General features: G+C 69.6%; 20 protein-coding genes and 1 riboswitch. Of the genes, 15 read left to right on the top strand and 5 right to left on the bottom strand.

All coding sequences use genetic code 11. From position 1 onward, the window contains the following. Nucleotides 1-184: 184 nt before the first annotated feature. The 8 genes from EGT67_RS03470 (at nt 185) to EGT67_RS03435 (ending at nt 11,124) form a co-directional block, all read left to right on the top strand. Nucleotides 185-1,177: an AraC family transcriptional regulator gene (locus EGT67_RS03470; RefSeq protein ID WP_127914604.1), complete on the top strand. Its 993-nt coding sequence runs from the start codon at nt 185-187 to the stop codon at nt 1,175-1,177. Nucleotides 1,178-1,296: 119 nt separating this feature from the next. Beyond that, a complete protein-coding gene (gene acmB / locus EGT67_RS03465; RefSeq protein ID WP_127914603.1) occupies nt 1,297-2,478 on the top strand; it encodes a methyl acetate hydrolase AcmB in 1,182 nt (393 codons plus the stop codon). A 152-nt stretch (nt 2,479-2,630) separates the two neighbouring features. Next, on the top strand, nt 2,631-5,912 hold the full coding sequence (locus EGT67_RS03460) for an error-prone DNA polymerase (protein ID WP_127914769.1): 3,282 nt from the start codon (nt 2,631-2,633) through the stop codon (nt 5,910-5,912). A 64-nt stretch (nt 5,913-5,976) separates the two neighbouring features. Further along, nucleotides 5,977-7,620, top strand: coding sequence for an FAD-dependent oxidoreductase (locus EGT67_RS03455; protein ID WP_206612280.1), 1,644 nt, complete (start codon nt 5,977-5,979; stop codon nt 7,618-7,620). A 29-nt stretch (nt 7,621-7,649) separates the two neighbouring features. Continuing rightward, on the top strand, nt 7,650-7,958 hold the full coding sequence (locus EGT67_RS03450) for a rhodanese-like domain-containing protein (RefSeq protein ID WP_127914601.1): 309 nt from the start codon (nt 7,650-7,652) through the stop codon (nt 7,956-7,958). A gap of 202 nt (nt 7,959-8,160) precedes the next feature. After that, nucleotides 8,161-10,326 carry an MMPL family transporter gene (locus tag EGT67_RS03445; RefSeq protein WP_127914600.1) on the top strand — a complete coding sequence of 722 codons (2,166 nt, stop codon included), beginning with the start codon at nt 8,161-8,163 and terminating at the stop codon, nt 10,324-10,326. Between the two features lie 92 nt (nt 10,327-10,418). Further along, nucleotides 10,419-10,685, top strand: a complete 267-nt coding sequence (locus EGT67_RS03440; protein WP_114724237.1) for a metal-sensitive transcriptional regulator — start codon at nt 10,419-10,421, stop codon at nt 10,683-10,685. A 52-nt stretch (nt 10,686-10,737) separates the two neighbouring features. After that, complete coding sequence (locus tag EGT67_RS03435; RefSeq protein ID WP_164877470.1) at nt 10,738-11,124, top strand: DUF302 domain-containing protein; 387 nt, start codon at nt 10,738-10,740, stop codon at nt 11,122-11,124. An 18-nt stretch (nt 11,125-11,142) separates the two neighbouring features. On the opposite strand, the gene EGT67_RS03430 is transcribed toward EGT67_RS03435, so the two are convergent. Beyond that, nucleotides 11,143-12,207 carry a TDT family transporter gene (locus EGT67_RS03430; protein WP_127914598.1) on the bottom strand — a complete coding sequence of 355 codons (1,065 nt, stop codon included), beginning with the start codon at nt 12,205-12,207 and terminating at the stop codon, nt 11,143-11,145. A 91-nt stretch (nt 12,208-12,298) separates the two neighbouring features. On the opposite strand from EGT67_RS03430, the gene EGT67_RS03425 reads away from it, so the two are divergent. Then, entirely contained in the window at nt 12,299-13,192 is an 894-nt protein-coding gene (locus tag EGT67_RS03425; RefSeq protein ID WP_127914597.1) for a LysR family transcriptional regulator, read from the top strand. A gap of 46 nt (nt 13,193-13,238) precedes the next feature. Here EGT67_RS03425 and EGT67_RS03420 read toward each other — a convergent pair whose 3' ends face one another. Beyond that, nucleotides 13,239-13,703: a tRNA (cytidine(34)-2'-O)-methyltransferase gene (locus tag EGT67_RS03420; protein WP_127914596.1), complete on the bottom strand. Its 465-nt coding sequence runs from the start codon at nt 13,701-13,703 to the stop codon at nt 13,239-13,241. A gap of 81 nt (nt 13,704-13,784) precedes the next feature. On the opposite strand from EGT67_RS03420, the gene EGT67_RS03415 reads away from it, so the two are divergent. Continuing rightward, nucleotides 13,785-14,237, top strand: a complete 453-nt coding sequence (locus EGT67_RS03415; RefSeq protein WP_127914595.1) for a hypothetical protein — start codon at nt 13,785-13,787, stop codon at nt 14,235-14,237. Between the two features lie 71 nt (nt 14,238-14,308). Then, nucleotides 14,309-14,926: a pentapeptide repeat-containing protein gene (locus tag EGT67_RS03410; protein ID WP_127914594.1), complete on the top strand. Its 618-nt coding sequence runs from the start codon at nt 14,309-14,311 to the stop codon at nt 14,924-14,926. 22 nt (nt 14,927-14,948) lie between these two features. On the opposite strand, the gene EGT67_RS03405 is transcribed toward EGT67_RS03410, so the two are convergent. Further along, nucleotides 14,949-15,455: a GNAT family N-acetyltransferase gene (locus EGT67_RS03405; RefSeq protein WP_127914593.1), complete on the bottom strand. Its 507-nt coding sequence runs from the start codon at nt 15,453-15,455 to the stop codon at nt 14,949-14,951. Nucleotides 15,456-15,486: 31 nt separating this feature from the next. Here EGT67_RS03405 and EGT67_RS03400 point away from each other — a divergent pair, with 31 nt between their 5' ends. Beyond that, the gene (locus tag EGT67_RS03400; RefSeq protein WP_206612269.1) at nt 15,487-16,356 is read left to right on the top strand and encodes a bifunctional methylenetetrahydrofolate dehydrogenase/methenyltetrahydrofolate cyclohydrolase; all 870 of its coding nucleotides are present in this window, start codon (nt 15,487-15,489) and stop codon (nt 16,354-16,356) included. 9 nt (nt 16,357-16,365) lie between these two features. After that, complete coding sequence (locus tag EGT67_RS03395) at nt 16,366-16,641, top strand: DUF3017 domain-containing protein (RefSeq protein WP_127914591.1); 276 nt, start codon at nt 16,366-16,368, stop codon at nt 16,639-16,641. A gap of 52 nt (nt 16,642-16,693) precedes the next feature. On the opposite strand, the gene metX is transcribed toward EGT67_RS03395, so the two are convergent. Together metX and EGT67_RS03385 are read right to left on the bottom strand one after the other, a co-directional pair. Further along, complete coding sequence (gene metX / locus EGT67_RS03390; protein WP_164877469.1) at nt 16,694-17,839, bottom strand: homoserine O-acetyltransferase MetX; 1,146 nt, start codon at nt 17,837-17,839, stop codon at nt 16,694-16,696. Next, entirely contained in the window at nt 17,836-19,137 is a 1,302-nt protein-coding gene (locus EGT67_RS03385; RefSeq protein WP_127914590.1) for a bifunctional o-acetylhomoserine/o-acetylserine sulfhydrylase, read from the bottom strand. Before EGT67_RS03385 ends, metX begins: the two co-directional genes overlap by 4 nt. A 149-nt stretch (nt 19,138-19,286) precedes the next feature. Then, nucleotides 19,287-19,402, bottom strand: a riboswitch (SAM riboswitch). Nucleotides 19,403-19,618: 216 nt separating this feature from the next. Here EGT67_RS03385 and EGT67_RS03380 point away from each other — a divergent pair. Both EGT67_RS03380 and hutH read left to right on the top strand, forming a co-directional pair. Then, nucleotides 19,619-21,013, top strand: coding sequence for an amino acid permease (locus tag EGT67_RS03380; RefSeq protein ID WP_241565860.1), 1,395 nt, complete (start codon nt 19,619-19,621; stop codon nt 21,011-21,013). Between the two features lie 76 nt (nt 21,014-21,089). Further along, nucleotides 21,090-22,676, top strand: a complete 1,587-nt coding sequence (gene hutH / locus EGT67_RS03375) for a histidine ammonia-lyase (RefSeq protein WP_127914589.1) — start codon at nt 21,090-21,092, stop codon at nt 22,674-22,676. The last annotated feature ends 68 nt before the right edge of the window (nt 22,677-22,744 follow it).

The following is a 22,744-nucleotide window of genomic DNA, read 5'->3' as shown; positions in this document are numbered from 1 at the left end:
CTACCGGAAGGTAAGAATCGACGTCACATGAATTCGATTCCTTTTCGTGGATCGTAATTACGTAAACGGGTCGCGCGATCGGGGCGGCCGACATGGAACCGGTGGATTGCGGAGTCTGATCCGCCGTCTGTGCGTCGAGGTCGAGGTCTTCCCGGCTGAGGGCCCAGCTGCCTATGCTCCCGGTGTGCCACTGACCTTCGACCCCCGGACCTGTCGTGAGCGGGCCGCCGGACCCGTCACCGATTGGGACGAGATCAAGCACTGGTCGGACGCGGTGTACATGCCGTACGAGGTCCGGCCGGTCGGCCGCTCGCTCGTACCGTCCTCGAGCATGTTCTCGACGCAGATCGGCGAGATGACGCTCACCCGGTTCAGCTACGGGATTCCGGTCGCGCTGGACGAATTCGAGCCTGAAGCCGGCAACGTCCTGGTGCTCACCACCTTGAACGGACGGACGCGGCACGAGGTGACCCCGAAATCCAGGATCGACCTGACGACCGGACAGACGTTCGTCGTCGACTGCAGTCGGGTCGACTACAGGTTCGATGCCGACGCCGACCACCTCCAGCTCAACCTCACGATCCCGCACCGGCTGTTGGCCGATCTGGCGCTGCGGTGGTGGGGGCGGGCTCCCGACGACCGACTGTGGCGGCACAAGTGTGTCGTCGGCGGTCCGGGTAGCCCGTGGCTGGCTTTGTTGGACTACGTTTCTCGGACCTTGGCGACGGACCGAAATGCGATCGCCCACGGTCGCATCGGGGTGAACCTGCAGGAACTCATCGCGGCGCAGGTGCTCGAGGAATGGGCGTCGAGTGCCGGCGTCGACCCGGCGTCGGCCACCGCGGTGCCCGCGCCGGGCTACGTCAGGCGGGCAGTGCGCTACATCGAGGACAACGCGCGCGACCTTCCGACGGTCGCGGAGGTGGCCCAGGAAGTCGGAGTCAGCGTCCGGGCGTTGTCCGGCGCATTCCGCGAGTATCTCGGGATCACTCCGCGGGACTGTCTCCGCGAGTACCGGCTGGAGGGAGTGCGGCGAGAGCTGTCGTCCCACACGACGACCACGGTCGCCGCCGCCGCAGGTGCGTGGGGGTACGTCAACATGGGTGTCTTCGCTGCGGCGTATCGGCAACGGTTCGCGGAGAACCCGTCCGACACCCTGCGTCGCGGGCGAGGGTGACGCCGATCACGGATACCTGCCGGTTCGAGACGGTCATTGCCGATCGAGGACGTGGGCGCCGCGGAAATGTCCATAGGTTGCTCTCCTGTACGAGGCCATCACTTGGTGGGAGAGATACTGTGGAACAACGTGATTCGAAGCTGAACTCCGTGCTCGACGGCGTGACCGGCGCCGGGGCCGGACAGGTGCCCGGTGTGGTCGCGATGCTGACCGACCGGAACGGGACCGTGTACGAGGGCTCGGCCGGAGTGCGGTCGGTAGGCGATGCACAGCCGATGACGCCCGACACCGTCTTCGCGATGTTCTCGACGACGAAGGCGATCACCGGCACCGCAGTGCTGCAGTGCGTGGAGGAAGGGCTCGTCGACCTCGATGCCCCGGCGTCGAACTACCTTCCGGAGATCGGGAAGCTCGAGGTGATCGACGGTTTCGACACGAATGGGGCGCCGGTGCTGCGGGCGCCCGAACGCGCGATCACGACGCGCATGCTGCTGCTGCACACCGCCGGACTCGGATACTCGTTCTTCGACGAGACCTATCACCGGTTGACGGTCGAGCACGGCCAGCCGAGCGTCATCACCGGCACCAAGGCCGCGCTGACGACGCCGCTGCTGTTCGATCCGGGTGAGCGCTGGCAGTACGGTTCGAACATCGACTGGGCAGGGCTGGTCGTCGAGGCTGTGCGGGGCGAGCGTCTGGGTGACGTGATGTCCGAGCGCATCTTCGCCCCGCTGGGGATGTCGGACACGGCTTTCACGCTCGACGATGCGATGGAGCAGCGGCGGGCGACGATCCATCAGCGGCGGCCCGACGGCGTGCTCGAGCCGCTCGACCTGGTATTGCCGCAGGATCCCGAGGTTCACATGGGTGGTCACGGCCTGTACTCCACGGTGGGCGACTACACCAAGTTCCTCCGCATGTGGCTGAACGACGGTGCAGGCGAACACGGTCGCGTCCTCGCGCCCGAAACGGTGGAGCAGGCCGTCGTGAGCGGATTGGACGGCCAGCGCGTGACGATGCTGCCCGGAGTCGAACCGGAGCTGTCGAACAACGCCGAGTTCTTCCCCGGGCAGCCCAAATCCTGGGCGTACACGTTCATGGTCAACGACGAGCCGGCGCCGACCGGGCGGCCGGCCGGCTCGCTCGCCTGGGCCGGGCTCGCGAACCTCTACTACTGGATCGACCGGCGCAGCGGTCTCGCGGGTATGTGGGCCGCACAGGTTCTGCCCTTCGCCGACCCCGCATCGCTCGGGGGCTACCTCGAGTTCGAAGCGACTGCCTATCGCACTTCGGGGCAGTAAGGCCGCCGCCCGGCAGGGGCACGTTCGTTGACCCTGCCGGGCGCGCGTGACACACTCGAACGTGAGTTCGAAAGATGCGTCTTCCCCTCCGCGTCTTCCCGTGCACGCAGGCCCAGACGCCGATCCGGGTCCTGCGGGAAGGTGGCAGCTGGATGGGTTGGGGAAACGGTCCGCCGACGTGGGCGGAGATGGAACGGGTGCTGTCGGGGCGCCCGCGGCACGAGGGTCGGTTCCCCGGTGACGGCAGTGACAGCCCGGCGTGGTCCCGCAAACGCGGCGCGTACCTGACCGAAGGTGCTGTGCGTCCGGTCGGCGCCACCGTGCCGTACGCGGAACTGCACACCCACTCGGCCTTCAGTTTCCTCGACGGCGCCAGCCCGCCCGAGGAACTCGTCGAGGAGGCGGTGCGCCTCGGGTTGGACGCCATCGCGCTCACCGACCACGACGGGATGTACGGCGTGGTCCGCTTCGCCGAGGCGGCGAAGGAACTGGGCATGCGGACGGTGTTCGGTGCCGAACTGTCCCTGGGCGCCGCGCCGCGCACCGGTATCCCGGACCCCGACGGCACGCACCTGCTGGTGCTGGCCCGCGGGCAGGAGGGCTACCGGCGGCTGTCCCGGCAGATCGCGGCCGCGCACCTCGCCGGTGGGGAGAAGGGCAAGCCGCGTTACGACTACGACGCGCTCGCCGAGGCGGCCGGCGGGTACTGGCAGATCCTCACCGGGTGCCGCAAGGGGCACGTGCGCAGCGCGCTCACCGCGGGCGGGCCCGACGCCGCCGAGGCGGCGCTGCGCGACCTCGTCGACCGGTTCGGGGCCGACCGGGTCACCGTCGAACTCACCCACCGCGGCCTACCCGAGGACGACGAGATCAATGCGGTGCTCGCGGAAATCGCCGCACGCCAAGGTCTTCCCGTCATCGCGTCCACCGCGGCGCACTTCGCCGGGCCGCCCCGGCGGCGGCTCGCGATGGCGATGGCCGCGGTGCGGGCCCGGCAGAGCCTCGACGAGGCCGCGGGCTGGCTCGCGCCCACCGGGGGTGCGCACCTGCGGTCCGGGGCCGAGATGGCACGGCTGTTCGCGCGCTACCCGCAGGCCGTCTCGGGGGCCGCCGAGTTGGGGCTCGAGTGCGCGTTCGACCTGCGGCTCATCGCGCCGAAACTGCCGCCGTTCGACGTCCCGGACGGGCACACCGAGGCGAGTTGGCTGCGCGAGCTGACCATGCAGGGCGCACGCCGTCGGTATGGTCCGCCGTCGTCCAACCCGGCGGCGTACGCGCAGATCGAACACGAACTCGGGATCATCGAACGCCTGACCTTCCCCGGCTACTTCCTCGTGGTCCACGACATCGTCTCGTTCTGCAAGGACAACGACATCCTCTGCCAGGGAAGGGGATCGGCCGCCAACTCGGCCGTCTGCTACGCGATCGGGATCACCAACGTCGACCCGGTGCGCAACCAGTTGCTGTTCGAGCGATTCCTCTCGCCCGAACGCGACGGCCCACCCGACATCGACGTCGACATCGAATCCGACCGTCGCGAGGAGGCGATCCAGCACGTCTACGCCAAGTATGGCCGCGAGTACGCCGCGCAGGTCGCCAACGTCATCACCTACCGCGGCAAGTCGTCGGTGCGGGACATGGCGCGGGCGCTCGGCTTCTCGCAGGGGCAGCAGGACGCGTGGAGCAAACAGGTCAGCCGCTGGACCGGCGTGGGCGGCGAGACGGGGACGGACATCCCGCCGGCGGTGCTGGAGCTGGCCGCGCAGATCGAGGGCTTTCCCCGGCACCTCGGCATCCACTCCGGCGGCATGGTGATCTGCGACCGGCCCATCGCCGACGTGTGCCCGGTGGAGTGGGCGCGCATGGAGAACCGCAGCGTCCTGCAGTGGGACAAGGACGACTGTGCCGCAGTGGGATTGGTGAAGTTCGACCTGCTGGGCCTCGGCATGCTCTCGGCCCTGCATTACATGATCGACCTGGTGGCCGAGCACAAGGGCATCGAGGTGGACCTGGCGAGGCTCGACCTGTCCGAGCGGGCGGTCTACGAGATGCTGCAGCGTGCCGACTCGGTGGGCGTGTTCCAGGTGGAATCGCGGGCCCAGATGGCGACGCTGCCGCGCCTGAAGCCTCGCAACTTCTACGACCTCGTCGTCGAGGTCGCGCTCATCCGGCCCGGGCCGATCCAGGGCGGCTCGGTGCACCCCTACATCCGTCGTCGCAACGGCCGCGAACCCGTCACCTACGACCACCCCTGCCTCGAGAAGGCACTGAAGCGCACGCTGGGGGTGCCGCTGTTCCAGGAACAGCTCATGCAGATGGCCGTCGACGCCGCCGGATTCACCGCCGCCGAGGCCGACCAGTTGCGGCGGGCGATGGGCTCCAAGCGGTCGCCCGAGAAGATGGAGCGCCTGCGCGGACGGCTCTACGACGGCATGCGGGAGTTGCACGGCATCACCGGCGACGTCGCCGACCGGATCTACGACAAGCTGTACGCGTTCGCGAACTTCGGCTTCCCCGAAAGCCATTCGCAGTCCTTCGCGTCGCTGGTCTTCTACTCGTCGTGGTTCAAGCTGCATCACCCGGCGGCCTTCTGCGCGGGACTGCTGCGCGCCCAGCCGATGGGTTTCTACTCGCCTCAGTCCCTCGTCGCCGACGCCCGGCGGCACGGGGTGCGGGTGCACGGGGCCGACGTCAACGCCAGCCTCGCGCACGCCACCCTCGAGGCGCACGGCACCGAGGTGCGGCTGGGGCTGGGTGAGGTGCGGGGCATCGGCGCCGATCTCGCCGAACGCATCGCCCGGGCCCGCGCCGAGGGCGGGCCGTTCCGGTCGATCCTGGATCTGACCGGCCGGATCGAACTGACCACCGCGCAGGTCGAGTCCCTCGCGACGGCCGGGGCTCTGGGCTGCTTCGGTCTGTCCCGGCGCGAGGCCCTGTGGGCGGCCGGCGCGGCATCGGGGGAGCGCCCGGACCGGTTGCCGGGCACGGGGGCATCCACCCGCGCGCCCGCCCTCCCGGGCATGAGCGACCTCGAACTCGCCGCGGCCGATGTGTGGGCCACGGGGGTCTCGCCGGACAGCTACCCGACGGAGTTCCTGCGCCCCCAACTCGACACGCTGGGCGTGCTCCCGGCGTCGCGGCTGCTGGACGTGCCGGACGGGGACCGGGTGCTGGTCGGGGGTGCGGTGACGCACCGGCAGCGGCCCGCGACCGCCGCCGGTGTGACCTTCCTCAACCTCGAGGACGAGACCGGAATGGTCAACGTCGTGTGCTCGGTTGGACTGTGGGCGAAGTACCGCAAGCTCGCCACCAGCGCCCCGGCGTTGCTGGTGCGCGGGCGGGTGCAGAACGCGGAAGGCGCGGTGACCGTCGTCGCCGATCATCTCCAGCTCATGGACCTGCGGATGTCGACCAGGTCTCGGGACTTCCGCTGAGAGCGGCTTCACACCCTGTCGGATACCCCCTGGGGTATAGTCGTCCGCAACATCGAGGAGGTAGATCGTGAAGGTTGTCATCGTCGGAGGTGTCGCCGGCGGAATGTCCGCGGCCACCCGCATGCGTCGTCTGGACGAGTCGGCGGAGATCATCGTGTTCGAGCGCGGCGCGCACGTGTCGTTCGCGAACTGCGGTCTGCCGTACTACGCCGGTGGCGTCATCGAGGACCGCGACGAACTGCTGCTGCAGACGCCCGAGAGCCTCGGGGCGCGCTTCCGGCTCGACGTCCGCGTCCGCAGCGAGGTCGCCGCGATCGACCCCGACGCCCGCACCGTCACCGTCCACGACCTCGCGTCGGGCGACACCTACGTCGAGAGCTACGACGAACTGGTCCTGAGCACCGGCGCAAGCCCAATCGTGCCGCCGCTGCCCGGCGTCGAACGCGCGCTGATCCTGCGCGACGTCGAGGACGTCGACCGTCTCGTCGAGCAGATGTCGTCGGCCCGCAGCGCCGTCATCGTCGGCGCCGGGTTCATCGGCGTCGAACTGGCCGAGAACCTGCGCCACCGCGACCTCGACGTCACCGTTGTCGAACTCGCCGACCAGGTGCTCGCCCCGCTCGATCCCGAGATGGCGGCCCCGGTCGCCGACCGGATGCGCGAGAACGGCGTCCGCCTCGAACTCGGCACCCAGCTGACCGCGATCGGTGACGCCACCGCCGACCTGGCGGACGGGCGCACGCTCCCGGCCGACGTCGTCGTCATGGCGATCGGCGTCCGGCCCGAGAACGCGCTCGCGAAGATGGTCGGCGCCGACCTGGGGGAGCGGGGCGGCGTCGTGGTCGACGACCAGATGCGTACCTCGGTCCCGCACATCTTCGCCGTCGGCGACGCCGTCGAGAAGCGTGACGCGGTCGGCGGCGGCGCCGCGATGATCCCGCTCGCCAACCCGGCCAACCGGCAGGGTCGGCTGGTGGCCGACGTCATCGCGGGCCGTCCGGTGCGGGCCAAGTCGTCGTCGGGCACGGCCGTCGTCGGGGTGTTCGGTCTGATCGTCACCGCGACCGGCTGGAACGAGAAGCGGCTGCGCGCGTCGGGTCGCCCCTACCGGGCCATTCATACGCACCCGCAGTCGCACGCCGGCTATTACCCGGGCGCGCAGCAGATGGCGATCAAGCTGCTCGTCGACCCGGAGACCGACGCCATCCTCGGCGCCCAGGCCGTGGGCGGCGAGGGCGTGGACAAGCGCATCGACGTCGTCGCCACCGCGATGGCCGGTGGGCTGACCGCGTCCGACCTGGCCGATCTCGAGCTGGCCTACGCGCCGCAGTTCGGCTCGGCCAAGGATCCGGTGAACATGCTCGGCTACATCGCCGACAACCTGCGCACCGACTCCACCCGCACGGTCCAGTGGCACGAACTCGATACCCTGGTCGCCGGTGGCGCGTCGCTCGTCGACGTCCGCACCGCCGACGAGTTCGCGGCCGGCGCCGTCCCGGGCGCCGTCAACGTCCCGCTCGACGAGCTCAGGGACCGGGTCGGCGAACTGCCGGCCGGTGACCTGATCGTGCACTGCCAGGTGGGCCAGCGCGGCCACACCGCGGTGCGCCTGCTCGCCGGGCTCGGCCGACCCGCGGCCAACCTCGACGGCGGATACAAGACGTGGGATGCAGGGCAGCGCGCCAAGGCGCCGGCCGGCGTCTCGTGACCCCCCTGAACATTCGGAAGGAACCCCCTATGCGCGAAATTGACGTGACTGAACTCGAAGCGGTGCTGGCCACCGGCGCCCCGCTCGTCGACGTCCGTGAGGCGGACGAGTTCGCCGAGGCGCGGGTGCCCGGCGCCGTCCTGATCCCGCTGAGCGAGTTCGTCGCGCGCGTCGACGAGGTTCCGGCCGACGGCACCGTGTACGTCATCTGCGCGGCCGGTGGCCGCAGCGCCCAGGCCGCGCAGTACCTCGAGGCCCGGGGCGTCGACGCGGTCAACGTCGCCGGCGGCACCATGGCCTGGCTGCAGTCCGGTCGCGCCGTGGAGTCCGGCAACTAGTCCCACCCGAACCCGGTCGAAACCGAGTGGTTCTCGACCGGGTTCTCTTTAACTCTCCCATATACCCCCACCCGTATTTTCATCCCCGCCCCCTTCGCGTTTTGCGCACTTATGGCGCGAATCTCAGCCCGGGAACCGCGACAAGTGCGCAAAACGCGGGACGACCGGAACCCAACATTCACCACACCGAAAGGCATCTCCCATGACCACCACCGGACAGCGGCAGGATTCCCCGCCGCCATCCACCGAGTCCGTCGGCGGCCCACTCGCCCGGCTCGGCGCCGCGATGGCCGACAACTTCAAATGGGTGATCACCGCGTGGCTCGTGCTGGTCGTCGCCCTCGGCGCCGCGGCGCCGTCGGTGTTCAGCTCGCTGGCCGGTGCCGGCTGGCAGGCCAACGGTTCCGAGTCGGTGCAGGTGCGCGAGCTCGCGCAGGAGCACTTCGGCGGCAACGCGTCGTCGGCGATCCAGGTCGTCGTCCACTCGGACGACAAGCCGCTCGACGACCCCGCCGTGCAGCAGGTGCTCGGCGAGGCGACGTCGGTGCTCACCGCCGACGCCCGCATCGGCGAGGTGATCCCGCCGCAGCCCGGCATGACGATCAGCCCCGACGGGCACACCGGGATCCTGGTCGCCGGCGCGAACGCGAACACCGACGACATGGTGCGCGCCGTCGACGACCTCGGCGGTGACCTGAAGGCGCTCTCCGGCGACGGCATCGACGTCTACCCGACCGGTGCGTCGGCGCTGTGGAGCGACTTCAACAAGGCCAACCACGACGCCATGATCAAGGCGGAGATGTTCTCGTGGCCGGTCACGCTCGGCATCATGGTGCTCGCATTCGGCTCCCTCGTCGCCGCCGGACTGCCGCTGCTGCTGACGATGGCCGGTCTGGTCGCGTCCGCCGGTGCGCTGGTGCTGCTCAACGAGATCACGCCGATCTCGGTGTGGGCCATGAACTTCGCGATGATGTTCGCGCTCGCGCTCGGCATCGACTACGCGCTGTTCCTCGTCGTCCGCTTCCGGGACGCGCTGCGCAAGAACGCGAACGCGCGCCTCGCGGTCGCCGAGACCATGGACACCGCCGGCAAGGCCGTGCTGCTGTCCGGGCTGACGGTGCTGGTGAGCCTGTCGGCGGTGCTGCTGGTGCCCGCACCCGCGGTGCGGACGATGGCGGTCGGCATCATGCTCGCGGTCGTGTTCGTGCTCGCCGCGACGCTGACGCTGCTGCCCGCGGTCCTCGGCAAGCTGGGCCGCAAGGTCAACGCCGGTTCGCTGCCGTACGCCAAGAAGCAGCAGGCCGAGACCGACGGCTCGCCGCTGTTCACCAAGTGGGGCAAGCTGCTGGACCGGCACCCGTGGCCGTTCGCGGTCGCGTCCGTCGCGATCCTCGTCGGACTGGCGATCCCGGTGCTCGGCCTGAAGGTCGCGATGCCGTCGATCCAGGTGGTCCCCGAGGACGCGGCCGTGCGTCAGGGCTACGAACTGGTGCAGGAGCAGATGGGCATCGGTGCGCCGGGCGCACTGCAGATCGTGGTTCCGTCCGCGGACGCGCAGGCCGCCGCCGAGACCGCGGCGTCCGTCGACGGCGTGGCCGCGGTGACGCCCGCGATGCCGGCGATGGACGGCTCCGACCTGGTGATGATGCAGGCCCTGCCGACCGTCGACCCGTCGGACCCGGCGCTGGGCGGCACGCTCGACACGCTGCGGGCGGAACTGCCCGACAGCGCCCTGGTCGGTGGCGCGCCGGCGGAGAACCTGGACCTGCAGCAGGCGCTCAACGACTACCTGCCGCTGGTGATCGGCGTGATCCTGGTGCTGGGCTTCCTGCTGCTGCTCGTGGCGCTGCAGGCCCCGCTGGTCTCGCTGATCGGCACCGTCGTGAGCCTGCTCTCGACCGGTGCGGCGTTCGGTGCGTCGAAGCTGATCTTCCAGGACGGGCACCTGTCCGACCTGCTCGGCTTCACCCCGCAGGGCTTTCTCGACGGCTGGGGTCCGGTGTTCTTCTTCGCGATGATCTTCGCGATCGCGATGGACTACACGGTGTTCCTGCTGTCGACGGTCAAGGAGCAGTACGAGACGACCGGCAATGCGCGCGGCGCCCAGATCTCGGGCATGGCGCACTCCGGGCGGGTCATCTTCGCGGCCGCGGCCGTCATGGTGGGCGTGTTCTTCAGCTTCGCGCTGGCCGAACCGCTGCCGCCGAAGGAGATGGGCATCCTGCTGGGCATCGCGGTCCTGCTCGACGCCGTCCTGATCCGCCTGGTGCTGCTGCCGGTGCTGCTGCGGCTGACCGGGAACGCGGCCTGGTGGTCGCCGAACTGGCTGCGCAAGGCCCTGCCGAACATCAAGTTCTCCCACGGCTGATCCCGGGTGGGCTGTGACCGGTAGACCTCGGTCACAGCCCACCGAGGATCGATACCCCTGTGGGTAATCTGGAAGGGAACCGAGGAGGTCTCATGACCGGAGACGAAGAGAGCATCGCCCTGGTGCTCAACCGCCTGCGCCGCGCGCAGGGACAGCTGGCCGGGGTCATTTCGATGATCGAGAACGGCCGCGAGTGCAAGGACGTCGTCACGCAGTTGGCGGCGGTGTCCCGGGCACTCGACCGGGCCGGATTCAAGATCGTCGCAACCGGGCTGCGCGAATGCCTGGCCGGCGACGGCAAGGCCTCCGAGCCGCTCACCGAGGCCGAGCTGGAGAAGCTGTTTCTGGCCCTGGCCTGACACCCGGCGCTCGACCGCCCGGCCACCGAACCCACGACGTGAGGAGTCAGTGATGGATCTGGGAATCTCGACCCGCTTGGACACCGAGTTCGACGACGCGATCGCCAAGACCCGGGCCGCGTTGCAGGAGCAGGGTTTCGGTGTGCTCACCGAGATCGACATGCAGGCGACGCTGAAGACGAAGATCGGCGCCGAGATGGAGCAGTACGTTATCCTCGGTGCCTGCAATCCTCAGCTCGCGCACCGCGCGGTCGGCGTGGATCGGCAGATCGGTCTGCTACTGCCGTGCAACGTCGTCGTCCGCGCCGACGGTGACGGCGTGATCGTCGAGGCCATGAACCCGGCGCTCATGGTGGAGGTGACCGAGGAGCCCGGGCTCGAGTCCGTGGCCGCCGAGGCGACTACCCGGCTGCAGGCCGCGATCGACGCCCTGGCCTGATCGGTCGTCCGACCCGGCTCAGGCCGGAGCCGGGAGCGCCCTGGTCCGAACCCGGTGTGCGGTGTGCACGGCCACCACGCACCAGGCGACGACCAGGGCGCACAGCAGTCCGGCCGAGAGCAGTCGCGGAATCTCGAAGTCGCCCGCGACACCGAAGGCTCCCATGCCGACGGCGCACGCGCCGACCGGGAAGATGAAGCTCCACCAGCTCATGGTGAACGTCAGGCCCTGCCGGAAGGCGCGCACCGTCAGGACGCAGACCGCGGCGATGGTGACGATCATGACGGTCCCCATGAACAGCCCGTAGCTCAGTCCGAACAGGTGCAGTGCATTTGCGGCGTCGTGCCCGACGGCGTGTTCGGCCGCGGTGCCCAGGTTGTTGGCGGCCGCGATCGACTGGCCGACGATGCCGAGCGGAATCCACATGGTCGGCAGCGCCTGCAGCGGCGGCAACCCGCCCTCGCGGAACTGGCGTGCGACCATCGCGACGATGCACAGGGCGAAGACCAGGGCCAGCGTGAACAACGCGTAGCAGCCCGCCAGCATCGCGACCCGGGGCCAGCCCTCGGGCAGATGATTCACCAGCGCGGCACCCGTCGCGGCCGAGACCATCGGCGGCACCACCGGCATCAGCCAGGCCGGCACCGGGGTCCCGCGCTCGCCGACCACCCGCAACCGCATCGCCATCACCGCGCTCGTCACGAGTCCGCCGATGGTGCCGATCGCCCACAGGGCGCCCGCGATACCGAAGGCGGCATCGGCGGGGATCACGGTCGATCCGACCGCTGCGGTGCCGGCGCCGACGGTGAGCACGGCCATCGGCAGCGCGCCGTAGAACGGGAACATCGTGGCGCTGCGGGCGTAGTCCCGGGCATGCTCGGTGTGCCGGACCCAGTGGATGACGAACGCCGTGACCAGCACCGCCAGCAGGACCGTGGCCAGCAGCCAGAACGAGAGCGCGATTCCGCGTCGCCCGGGGAGGTTCACCGGCAGTGAGGATGTGGCGACGGCGATGATTCCCGTGCCCATCACCATGGCGAACCAGTTGGGGGTCAGGTGTGCCAGACGCGGAGCAGTAAGCATGAAACCAACATTGCCGTCCCGGTGTTGTTCCCGGTAGAAGGCTCGGGGTGGACGGGATACAAACGCCGTTTGTGGGGCTAGCCTTGGAGGTATGCCGCTTTCGAACCGTGTTCCCGAACTCGCCGCACTGGACGTGCTGGTCGCGGTGGGTCGGCTCGGGAGCATGGGCGCAGCCGGACGCGAACACGGCCTCAGTCAGCAGGCGGTGAGCGCGCGCGTGCGCTCTGCGGAGCGTCTGCTCGGGCTGCGGGTGTTCGACCGCGGCGCGGGCGGTGTCCAGCCCACCGCCGAGGGCGCGCTGGTCCTCGAATGGGCGTCCGCGATTCTCGACTCCGCCGAGGAACTCGCGTCCGGTGTCGCAGCCCTGCGCGGCGAACGGGACGCCAACCTGACCGTGGCCGCGAGCATGACCATCGCCGAGTACCTCGTCCCCGGATGGACCGTGGCGATGCGGCGCAAATACCCGAACGTCGTGACGTCGGTGCGACTGTTGAACTCCACCGAGGTCGCCGCCCAGGTGCGCGCGGGGGAGGCCGACCTCGGATTCGTCGAGGGGCCCGTCGCCCCCGACGGCCTGCGCGCGGTCGAGGTCGCCCGCGACGAACTCGTCGTCATCGTGCCGCCCGGACACCAGTGGATCGTGCGGGCACCGATCGCAGTGAACGAACTCGCGGCGACACCGCTCATCCAGCGCGAATCCGGATCCGGCACCCGCACGACCCTCGAGCACGCGGTGCCCGGATGCGTCGAACCGCTCCTCGAACTGACCTCGTGCACCGCGGTGAAGGCGGCCGTCGTCGCCGGCAACGCGCCCGCGGTGGTGTCGTCGCTCGCGGTCGAGGCCGACCTGGGCGACGGCCGACTCGCGTCCGTCGAGGTCGACGGGCTGACCATGCCCCGCCGACTGCTCGCGGTGTGGGACGAGACGCGCGGACTGCGCGGCGCCGCCCGGGACTTCCTCGACATCGCCCGCGCGGGCGGCTAGACGCCCCCTTCGCGGGGGCTGTTATTCGCCTCCGGCGCTGGGGCTGTTATTCGCCTCCGGCGAAGCCGTGCTGGCGCCACGCTTCGTACGTGACGACGGCCGCGGCATTCGACAGGTTCAGCGACCGACGGCCCGGGACCATCGGGATCCGCACGTGCGCGGTCACGTGCGGATCCTCCAACACCTCCTGGGACAGCCCGGTCGGTTCGGGCCCGAACAGCAGGACGTCCCCCGGCTGGTAGGCGATGTCCGCGTACGACGTGGACGCGTGCGCCGTGAACGCGAACACCCGGTCCGGTTGCAGCGCGGCCCAGGCCGCGTCGAGGTTCTCGTGCACCGTCACCGACGCCAGGTCGTGGTAGTCGAGTCCCGCCCGGCGGAGCTTGGGTTCGGACAGATCGAATCCGAGCGGTCCGACGAGGTGCAGTTCGCACCCGGTGCCGGCGACCATGCGGATCGCGTTGCCGGTGTTGGGTGGGATGCGGGGCTCGTGGAACATCACTCGGAACACCACGGGAATGTACCAATCCGGGTATGCGGGATCCGTTCGCGAACTCGAGTTGATCTTGAATCTCGAGTACGGTCACGATCCGTGCGTTACCTGCTTGCGACGACGGCCATTGCCGCGACCGCCGTTCTCACCGCCTGCTCGGCCTCCGGCGACGTCTCGGCGGGTGCCGACGACTCGGCGCAGGCGCCGACCATGGTTCAACCGGCCGCCGCCGTCGAGGCGTCGCCGGAGGAGCAGCTCCTGGGGGCGGCCAAGGAACTCGAACTCGGCGTCATCGGCGGCGACGCGGCCACGGCGTGGAAGCACTACTCCCAGCGGTGCCGGAACATCATCGGGGATCTCGACGCGTACGAGAGTCTGATGGAGATCTACTACCAGGGCAGGGATCCGAAGCCGACCGACTGGATCGTCAAGGTCGTCGGGTCCAGCGGTCAGGTGGTCACCGTGGACTCCGACCCCAACGCCCCGGCGAGCGCGCTGAACCCGCGCACCTGGACGTACATCGACGGTCGCTGGCAGTTCGACAACTGCTGACGAACGCGATCGCGGCGCGACGGGAGAACGAGGCGCCCGGGCGGTCGTAATTGTCGGTGTTCGGGGGCAGCATGGGTCACATGACGGGAGAACTCGTGGAGATCGTCGGAGAGGACTTCTCCGACGCGCGCCTGCCGCAACAGACCTGGAGTCGGCAGCACTACACGCGGTGCTCGTTCCGGGACGCCGATCTGAGCGAGCTCCGCACCGAGTTCTCGGTGTTCACCGAGTGCGATTTCACGGGCGCCGACCTCACCGACTCGCACCACTTCTCGAGCGCCTTCCGGTCCTGCACGTTCACCCGGACCACGCTGTGGCACAGCAGCTTCCGTGGTTCCAGCCTGCTCGGGTCGGTGTTCGTCGACTGTCAGATGCGGCCACTGCTGATCGACGAGGTGGACTTCACCCTGGTCTCCATGGGCGGCGCCGACCTGCGCGGCATCGACTTCACCGACTCCGGGTTCCGGGAGGCCAACCTCGTGCGGGCCGACATGCGCGGCGCGATCCTGCGATCGGTCGACCTGCTCGGCGCCCGCGTCGAGGGCCTCCGGCTGGAGGGGGCCGACCTGCGCGGCGCCCACCTCGACCCCGGGCTGTGGACCGCCGCGAAACTCGACCGCACCCAGGTGGAACTCACCCAGGCGGTGGCGTACGCGACCGCGATGGGGCTGGTCGTCGAACCATGGTGACCGCGTCGGGGAATCGGCGGGCTCAGCGGATCAGCTCGCGTGCCAGCAGATCCATCGACAGCCCGTCCCGCCACACCCCGTCGGCGCCTCGGCTGTACTCGCGCATGATCCCGACATCGCGGAACCCCACCTTCCGGTAGCACGCGATCGCGGCCGCATTCGTCGCCTCGGGGTCGATGACGATGCGATGGAAGCCGTGGTCGTCCACGAGGTGGGCGCAGACCACCCGGACCACCTCGGTGCCCAGGCCACGGCCGTGGACCGACGGGTCGAGGAACAGATCGAGCCCCGCGTGCCGGTAATCGGGGTCCGACTCCTGGTACCACTGCACGAAGCCCACCACGCGACCGCGCTCGAGCACCGCGTACGCAACGGTTTCCGGTTCGGGGGAGGGCCAGTCGTCGTCCGGTTCCTTCCACCACCGAGCGACTTCGGGGAGCCGATGGATCTGGCGCAGTCGCCCGTGATGTGCAGGCCGGATGGGAGTCAGCAGGACGCGTGGACCGCGAAGATCCGGAGCCGGTGTCACGCAGCGACCCTAGCCTGGAACAATGGTCGCCGTGACTGCAACGATCCTGGATGGCAAAGCAACCCGCGACGAGATTTTCGAGGACCTCGAGGCCAGGGTGGCAGCCCTGAAGGAGAAGGGCATCACGCCCGGTCTGGGCACCATCCTCGTCGGCGACGACCCGGGCTCGGCCGCGTACGTGCGCGGCAAGCACAACGACTGCGCCAAGGTGGGGATCACCTCGATCCGCCGCGACCTGCCCGCCGACATCACCCAGGAACAGCTCGAGGCCACGATCGACGAGCTCAACGCCAACCCCGAGTGCACCGGCTACATCGTGCAGCTCCCGCTGCCCAAGCACCTCGACGAGAACGCTGCGCTCGAGCGGATCGACCCCGACAAGGACGCCGACGGCCTGCACCCGGTGAACCTGGGCCGCCTCGTCCTCGGAAAGGAAGCTCCGCTGCCGTGCACCCCGCGCGGCATCGTCCACCTGCTGCGCCGCTACGAGGTCCCGATCGCGGGCGCACACGTCGCGGTCGTCGGCCGCGGTGTCACCGTCGGACGCCCGATCGGCCTGCTGCTCACCCGTCGCTCCGAGAACGCGACGGTCACGCTGTGCCACACCGGAACCCGTGATCTGGCCGCGCAGGTGCGCCAGGCCGACATCGTGATCGCCGCGGCCGGCGTCCCCGGACTGATCACCGCCGACATGGTCAAGCCGGGCGCCGCGGTGCTCGACGTGGGTGTCAGCCGCACCGCGGACGGCCTCAGGGGTGACGTCGCCGACGACGTCCGCGAGGTCGCCGGATTCATCTCGCCGAACCCGGGCGGCGTCGGACCGCTCACTCGTGCGTTCCTGCTCACCAACGTCGTCGAGCGGGCCGAGCAGCTCGCCGGTCTCGCCGAGAGCCACAGCTAGACTGCGCCCGTGACGCAGTTCGTACGCCGAAACCTGCCGATACTGGCCGTCCTCCTCGTGGTGGCGGCCGCCTTCGTGCTGGTTCTGGCCGACCGCTGGCGGCGTGGCGCCCTCGTCCTCGGGGGTGCCATGCTGCTCGCGGCGGTGCTGCGCGCCGTGGTGTCACCCGAACGGGTGGGACTGCTCGCCGTGCGCGGCAAGGGATTCGACGTCGCCGCCATGACGGTGGTCGGCGCCGCGATCATCGCGTTGGCAGTATCGATCGATCCGCTCGGCACCGACTGACCCGCATCGCGCGGGCGGCCGAGCGGCCGGGCGCGCGATGCGCGGGGGAGGACTAGGCGCGACGGGCGTCGCGCGCCAGTTCCATCGTCTCCTTCAACATCTCGGCCACCGCGTCGGCCTCGGTGAGGAAGCCGTCGTGGCCGTCCTTCGACTCGAGCACGCGCAACCAGTCGCAGCCGGGCAGGCCGTCCGCGAGTTCCTGCTGAAGGCGCAGCGGGTACAGCCGATCCGAGTCGACACCGCCGACGATCACCGGAACGTTCGTCGACCCGAGGGCCGCCTCGACTCCGCCGCGTCCGCGGCCCACGTCGTGCCGGTTCATGGCCTCGGTCAGGAGCACGTAGGTGCTCGGGTCGAACCGGGCAACCAGCTTCTCGGCCTGATGATCGAGGTAGCTCTGGACCGCGTAACGCCCACCGGCCCAGGGGTTCTCGCCGGCCTGACTGTCGTTCGCGAAGCGCGAGTCCAGTTCGTTCTCGGTGCGGTACGTCAGGTGCGCGATCCGACGGGCGAGGCCCAGCCCGTTCCGCGGGACCCGCCCCGTGCCGTGGTAGTCGCCGCCCAGCCAGTCGGGGTCGCTCGTGACGATCTGGATCTGCGTGGTCTGGGTGCCGATCTGGTCGGCGGTGGCCCGCGCACCGACCGCGAGGATCAGCGCGGCATCGACCCGGTCGGGATGACCGACGATCCACTCCAGCGTCCGCATCCCGCCCATCGACCCTCCGACGACGGCCGAGAAGCGTTCGATGCCCAGCACATCCGCGAGCGCGACCTCGGCGGTCACCTGGTCGCGGATCGAGATCTCGGGGAACCGCGATCCCCACGGCGCGCCGTCGGCCGCGAGTGAGCCCGGCCCCGTCGTGCCGCGGCAGCCGCCGAGCACGTTCGCCGCCAGCACGCACCACTCGTCGGTGTCGATCGGTGCGCCGGGGCCGACCATGCCGTCCCACCATCCGGGGGAGGGATGCTCGTCGTCGGCCGGGCCGGTCACGTGCGAGTCGCCGGTGAGGGCGTGCTCGACGAGAACCACGTTGTCCTTGTTGGGGGAGAGCTCACCCCAGCGCTGGATCGCGATGGTGACATCGGGCAGCACCACACCGGTCTCGAGTTCGATCGAGCCGATGTGCACAAAGCCCAACTGCCCGTCCGGCGGGGGGAATCCCGCCGGACGGGCGTTGCGAACCGAGCTGACTGTCAAGACGCCGCCGCCGCAAACCCGGCTTCGAGGTCGGCGATGATGTCGTCGATGCCCTCGATACCGACGGCGAGGCGCACCAGACCGGGCGTGACACCCGACGCGAGCTGCTCCTCGGGAGTCAGCTGCGAGTGCGTGGTCGAGGCCGGGTGGATCACCAGCGAACGCACGTCGCCGATGTTGGCGACGTGGCTGTGCAGCGTCAGCGCGTTGACGAACTTCTTGCCGGCGTCGATGCCGCCGGCCAGCTCGAACGCGACGATCGCGCCGGTGCCGCGCGGCGCCAGCGTCTTGCCGCGCTCGTGCCACGGCGAGGACTCCAGGCCCGCGTACGACACGGACTTCACGTCGGCGCGCGCCTCCAGGTACTCCGCGACGGCCTTCGCGTTCGCGACGTGGCGCTCCATGCGCAGGCTCAGCGTCTCGATGCCCTGCGAGATGAGGAACGCGTTGAACGGCGAGATCGCGGCGCCGAGGTCGCGCAGCAGCTGCACGCGGGCCTTCAGCGCGAACGCCGGGGCGCCCAGGTCGGCGTACACGACGCCGTGGTAGCTCGGATCGGCCGTCGTGAAGTTGGTGTGCCGGCCCTGCGTCCAGTCGAACTTGCCGCCGTCGACGATCACACCGGCGACCGCGGTGCCGTGGCCGCCGAGGTACTTGGTGGCCGAGTGGACGACGATGTCGGCGCCGTGCTCGAGCGGGCGGATCAGGTACGGCGTCGCGACCGTGTTGTCGACGATCAGCGGGATGCCGTTCTCGTGCGCGACCTTCGAGATGCCCGGGATGTCGAGCACGTCGTTGCGCGGGTTCGAGATCGACTCGCCGTAGAACGCCTTGGTGTTCGGACGGATCGCGGCACGCCACTGCTCGATGTCGTCGGGATCCTCGACGAACGAGACCTCGATGCCGAGCTTGCGCAGCGAGTAGTGGAACAGGTTGTACGTGCCGCCGTACAGGCGCGGGCTCGACACGATGTGGTCGCCGGCCTCGGCGAGGTTGAGGATCGCGAACGTCTCGGCGGCCTGACCGGACGCGAGGAGCAGCGCCGCGACGCCACCCTCGAGCGCGGCGATCCGCTGCTCGACGGCGTCCTGCGTCGGGTTCATGATCCGGGTGTAGATGTTGCCCGGCTCGGCCAGACCGAACAGCGCGGCCGCATGGTCGGTGCTGTTGAACGTGTACGACGTGGTCTGGTAGATCGGCAGCGCGCGCGCATTGGTGGTGCCGTCCGGCAACTGTCCGGCGTGGATCTGCTTGGTCTCGAAGCTCCAGGTCGCCGAGGGATCCGTGATTTCGGTCATGGGTCGTTCTACTCCAGGTTCGGGAGAGGGTCGTCAGCAGGGGGAATGTGCGCAGCATGGAATGCGCGCGTGGGGACCGGCTACTCGAGACAACAACACATGGTGAACCTCCGGTGGGGCATGGCCCGGTCAGTGGGTCCGTCCCAGCGGACCCGCGCTTGTTTCCCGACTCGCGCCGGAAAACCTGGTCATCACCCGGGGCACCCCACCGCGGTTGGAGGGTTGCCGGCCAGCGAGCCGGGGCTTGGCGCTGGCACTCATGACCTTCCGCCGATAGTAGCGGTATCGACCGCACGGTTGGAAGGAGGGCGGGCAGGTCCGTCGAATCGGATGTGGCGTATCTCCACTTGACGAACATGTATAGACAGGACTAGACATGTCGCCGCAGGTTGTGATGCAGAGCACAAAAGTCGCACAAAACCCGGGGTGTCGAGCCGACGCCGCACCTGCCGACAAACGCCACCGTCCAGGGAGTTCGATTGTGAAAAACACCGCCTCGGCGCTGACCCGAGGTCTCACAGCGCGCCACATCCGCTTCATCGCCCTAGGGTCCGCTATCGGTACCGGGCTCTTCTACGGCTCGGCGGAGGCGATCAACAAGGCCGGGCCGTCCGTTCTGCTGGCGTATCTGATCGGCGGAGCGGTGATCTACATCGTGCTCCGTGCGCTCGGCGAAATGGCGGTGAGCAACCCGGTGTCGGGTTCGTTCGGCGAGTACGCGAGCAAGCACTTGGGCCCACTCGCCGGCTTCGCGACCGGGTGGACCTACACGTTCGAGATGATCGTGGTCTGCCTCGCCGACGTCACCGCCTTCGGCGTCTACATGGGGTTCTGGTTCCCGGACGTCCCGCGGTGGATCTGGGTGTTGGCGATCATCTTCTTCATCGGCGCGATCAACATGCTCAGCGTCAAGGTCTTCGGTGAGGTGGAGTTCTGGTTCACGATCGTCAAGATCGTGGCGATCGTGGCGATGATCGCCGGCGGTATCGCGATCCTGGTGTTCGGGTTCGGTCTCCACGACACCAGCGAGGGCGTGTCGAACCTGTGGAGCGAGGGCGGGTTCTTCGCCACCGGGATCGGCGGATTCCTCGGCTGCTTCGCGATCGTGATGTTCGCGTTCGGCGGTACGGAGATCATCGGCATCACGGCCGGCGAGGCCGAGGACCCGGAGCGCACCATCCCCCGGGCGATCAACACGGTGCCCATCCGGATCATCGTCTTCTACGTGCTCACGCTGGCCGTGATCATGGCGATCACCCCGTGGCAGAGCATCGGGGCCGAGGGCAGCCCCTTCGTGCAGATCTTCCAGAGCCTCGGCATCGGCCCGGCCGCGACGGTGCTGAACATCGTGGTGATCACCGCCGCACTGTCGGCGATCAACAGCGACATCTTCGGCGCCGGCCGCATGATGTACGGGATGGCGCAGCGCGGCCAGGCCCCCGCGGTGATGCGTCGGGTCTCCCGCAACGGGGTCCCGTGGATGACGGTGCTCATCATGGTCGCCGCGCTGCTGGTCGGGGTGCTCCTGAACTACGCGATGCCGGACCGGGTCTTCCTCGTCATCGCGTCGATCGCGACCTTCGCGACGATCTTCGTCTGGCTGATGATCCTGCTGGCCCAGTACCGCTCGCGGAAGAAGATGAGCGCGGACGAGGCCGCCGCCCTGAAGTTCCCGGTGCCGTTCTGGCCGTACGGGCAGCTGATCGCGATCGGCTTCCTGGTCTTCGTGATCGCGCTGCTCGCCTTCGACGCCGACACCCGGGTGGCCCTCGTCGTCGGAGCGGTGTGGCTGGTGCTGCTCGCCCTGGCCTTCCGCCGGTGGGTCGAACCGGAGGAGCGCGCACCCGAGGAGGAGATCCTCGTCGATCCCGTCTGACCCCCACGACGACCTCGAGCACGACACTTCTCGCCTTTCACTTCTCGCCTTCCAATTTCGAAACGGAGCACAAGCAATGAGCACGAACACCCTCCCGAGCACCACCGGCCGGGCCGCAGCAGAGATCGCACCGGTGGTCGTCGGTGTCGGCGCGGTGACACCGGAGGAAGTCGTGCGCGTCGCACGGTTCGGTGCGCCCGTGCAGCTGTCCGAGGACGCCCTGTCGGCGATCGGTGAGAGCCGGGCCCGCATCCGCGCACTCGCCGAGGACCCCAAGCCGGTCTACGGGGTGTCCACCGGCTTCGGCGCGCTGGCCACCCGGCACATCCCGCTGGAGTTGCGGGCGCAGTTGCAGCGCAGCCTGGTCCGCTCGCACGCCGCCGGGTCCGGTCCCGAGGTGGAGCGCGAAGTGGTGCGGGCGCTGATGCTGCTGCGCCTGTCTACGCTCGCGACCGGCCGCACCGGCGTTCGCCCGGAGGTGGCGCAGGTGTACGCCGCACTGCTGTCGGCCGGGATCACCCCGGTGGTCCACGAGTACGGCAGCCTCGGCTGCTCCGGTGACCTCGCGCCGCTGGCGCACGTCGCGCTCGCCGTCATCGGGGAGGGCACCGTGCGGGACGCGAACGGCGAGCTGATGCCCGCGGCGGAGGCGCTGGCCGCCGCCGGGATCGAGCCGGCCCAGCTGGAGGAGAAGGAGGGCCTGGCCCTCATCAACGGCACCGACGGCATGCTCGGCCAGCTCGTGCTCGCCTGCCACGACCTGCACCAGCTGCTCTCGCTGGCCGACATCACCGCGGCGATGAGCGTCGAGGGCCTGATGGGCACGGACAAGGTGTTCGCCGCCGACCTCCAGGCGCTGCGGCCCCAGCCCGGACAGGCGGTGGCCGCCTCGAACATGACCCGTCTGCTCGCCGGCTCGGAGATCGTCGCCAGCCACGCCACCCCGGACTGCACCGTCGTCCAGGACGCCTACTCGCTGCGCTGCGCACCGCAGGTCGCCGGCGGTGCCCGCGACACCCTCGCCCACGCCGAGCGGGTGGCGTCGTACGAGCTGGCGAGCGCGGTCGACAACCCGGTCGTCACCCTCGACGGCCGGGTCGAGTCGAACGGCAACTTCCACGGCGCGCCCGTGGCGTACGTGCTGGACTTCCTGGCGATCGTCGTCGCCGACGTGGCGAGCATGAGCGAGCGCCGCACGGACCGGTTCCTCGACAAGGCCCGCAACCACGGACTGCCGCCGTTCCTCGCCGACGACCCGGGTGTCGACAGTGGGCACATGATCGCCCAGTACACGCAGGCTGCGATCGTCTCCGAGCTCAAGCGCCTGGCAGCGCCGTCGAGCGTCGATTCGATTCCGTCGTCGGCGATGCAGGAGGACCACGTCTCGATGGGCTGGTCGGCGGCGCGCAAGCTGCGCCGCGCGATCGACGGGCTCACCCGGGTGCTGGCCATCGAGGCGCTCACCGCGGCGCGCGGTCTCGACCTGCGGGCGCCGCTGCGGCCGTCCCCGGCGACCGGTGCCGTGCGCGACACCCTCCGCGAGCACGTCGAGGGTCCCGGCACGGACCGCTATCTGGCCCCGGAGATCGAGGCGGCGGTGCAGCTGGCCGCGTCCGGCGCGCTGCTCGGCAGCGCCGAGGCCGTCGTCGGCGAACTCGGCTGATCTCCTGACGGAGGGTCGCCGCGCGTGGTCGCGGCGACCCTCCGCGGAAGCCTGGTTACCGGACGGTA

Source organism: Prescottella agglutinans (genome assembly GCF_004011865.1).
In the GTDB taxonomy this organism is placed as follows: Bacteria; Actinomycetota; Actinomycetes; order Mycobacteriales; family Mycobacteriaceae; genus Prescottella; species Prescottella agglutinans.
Note: the sequence above shows the minus strand (reverse complement) of the source record. Positions and strands in the feature narration are given on the sequence as shown.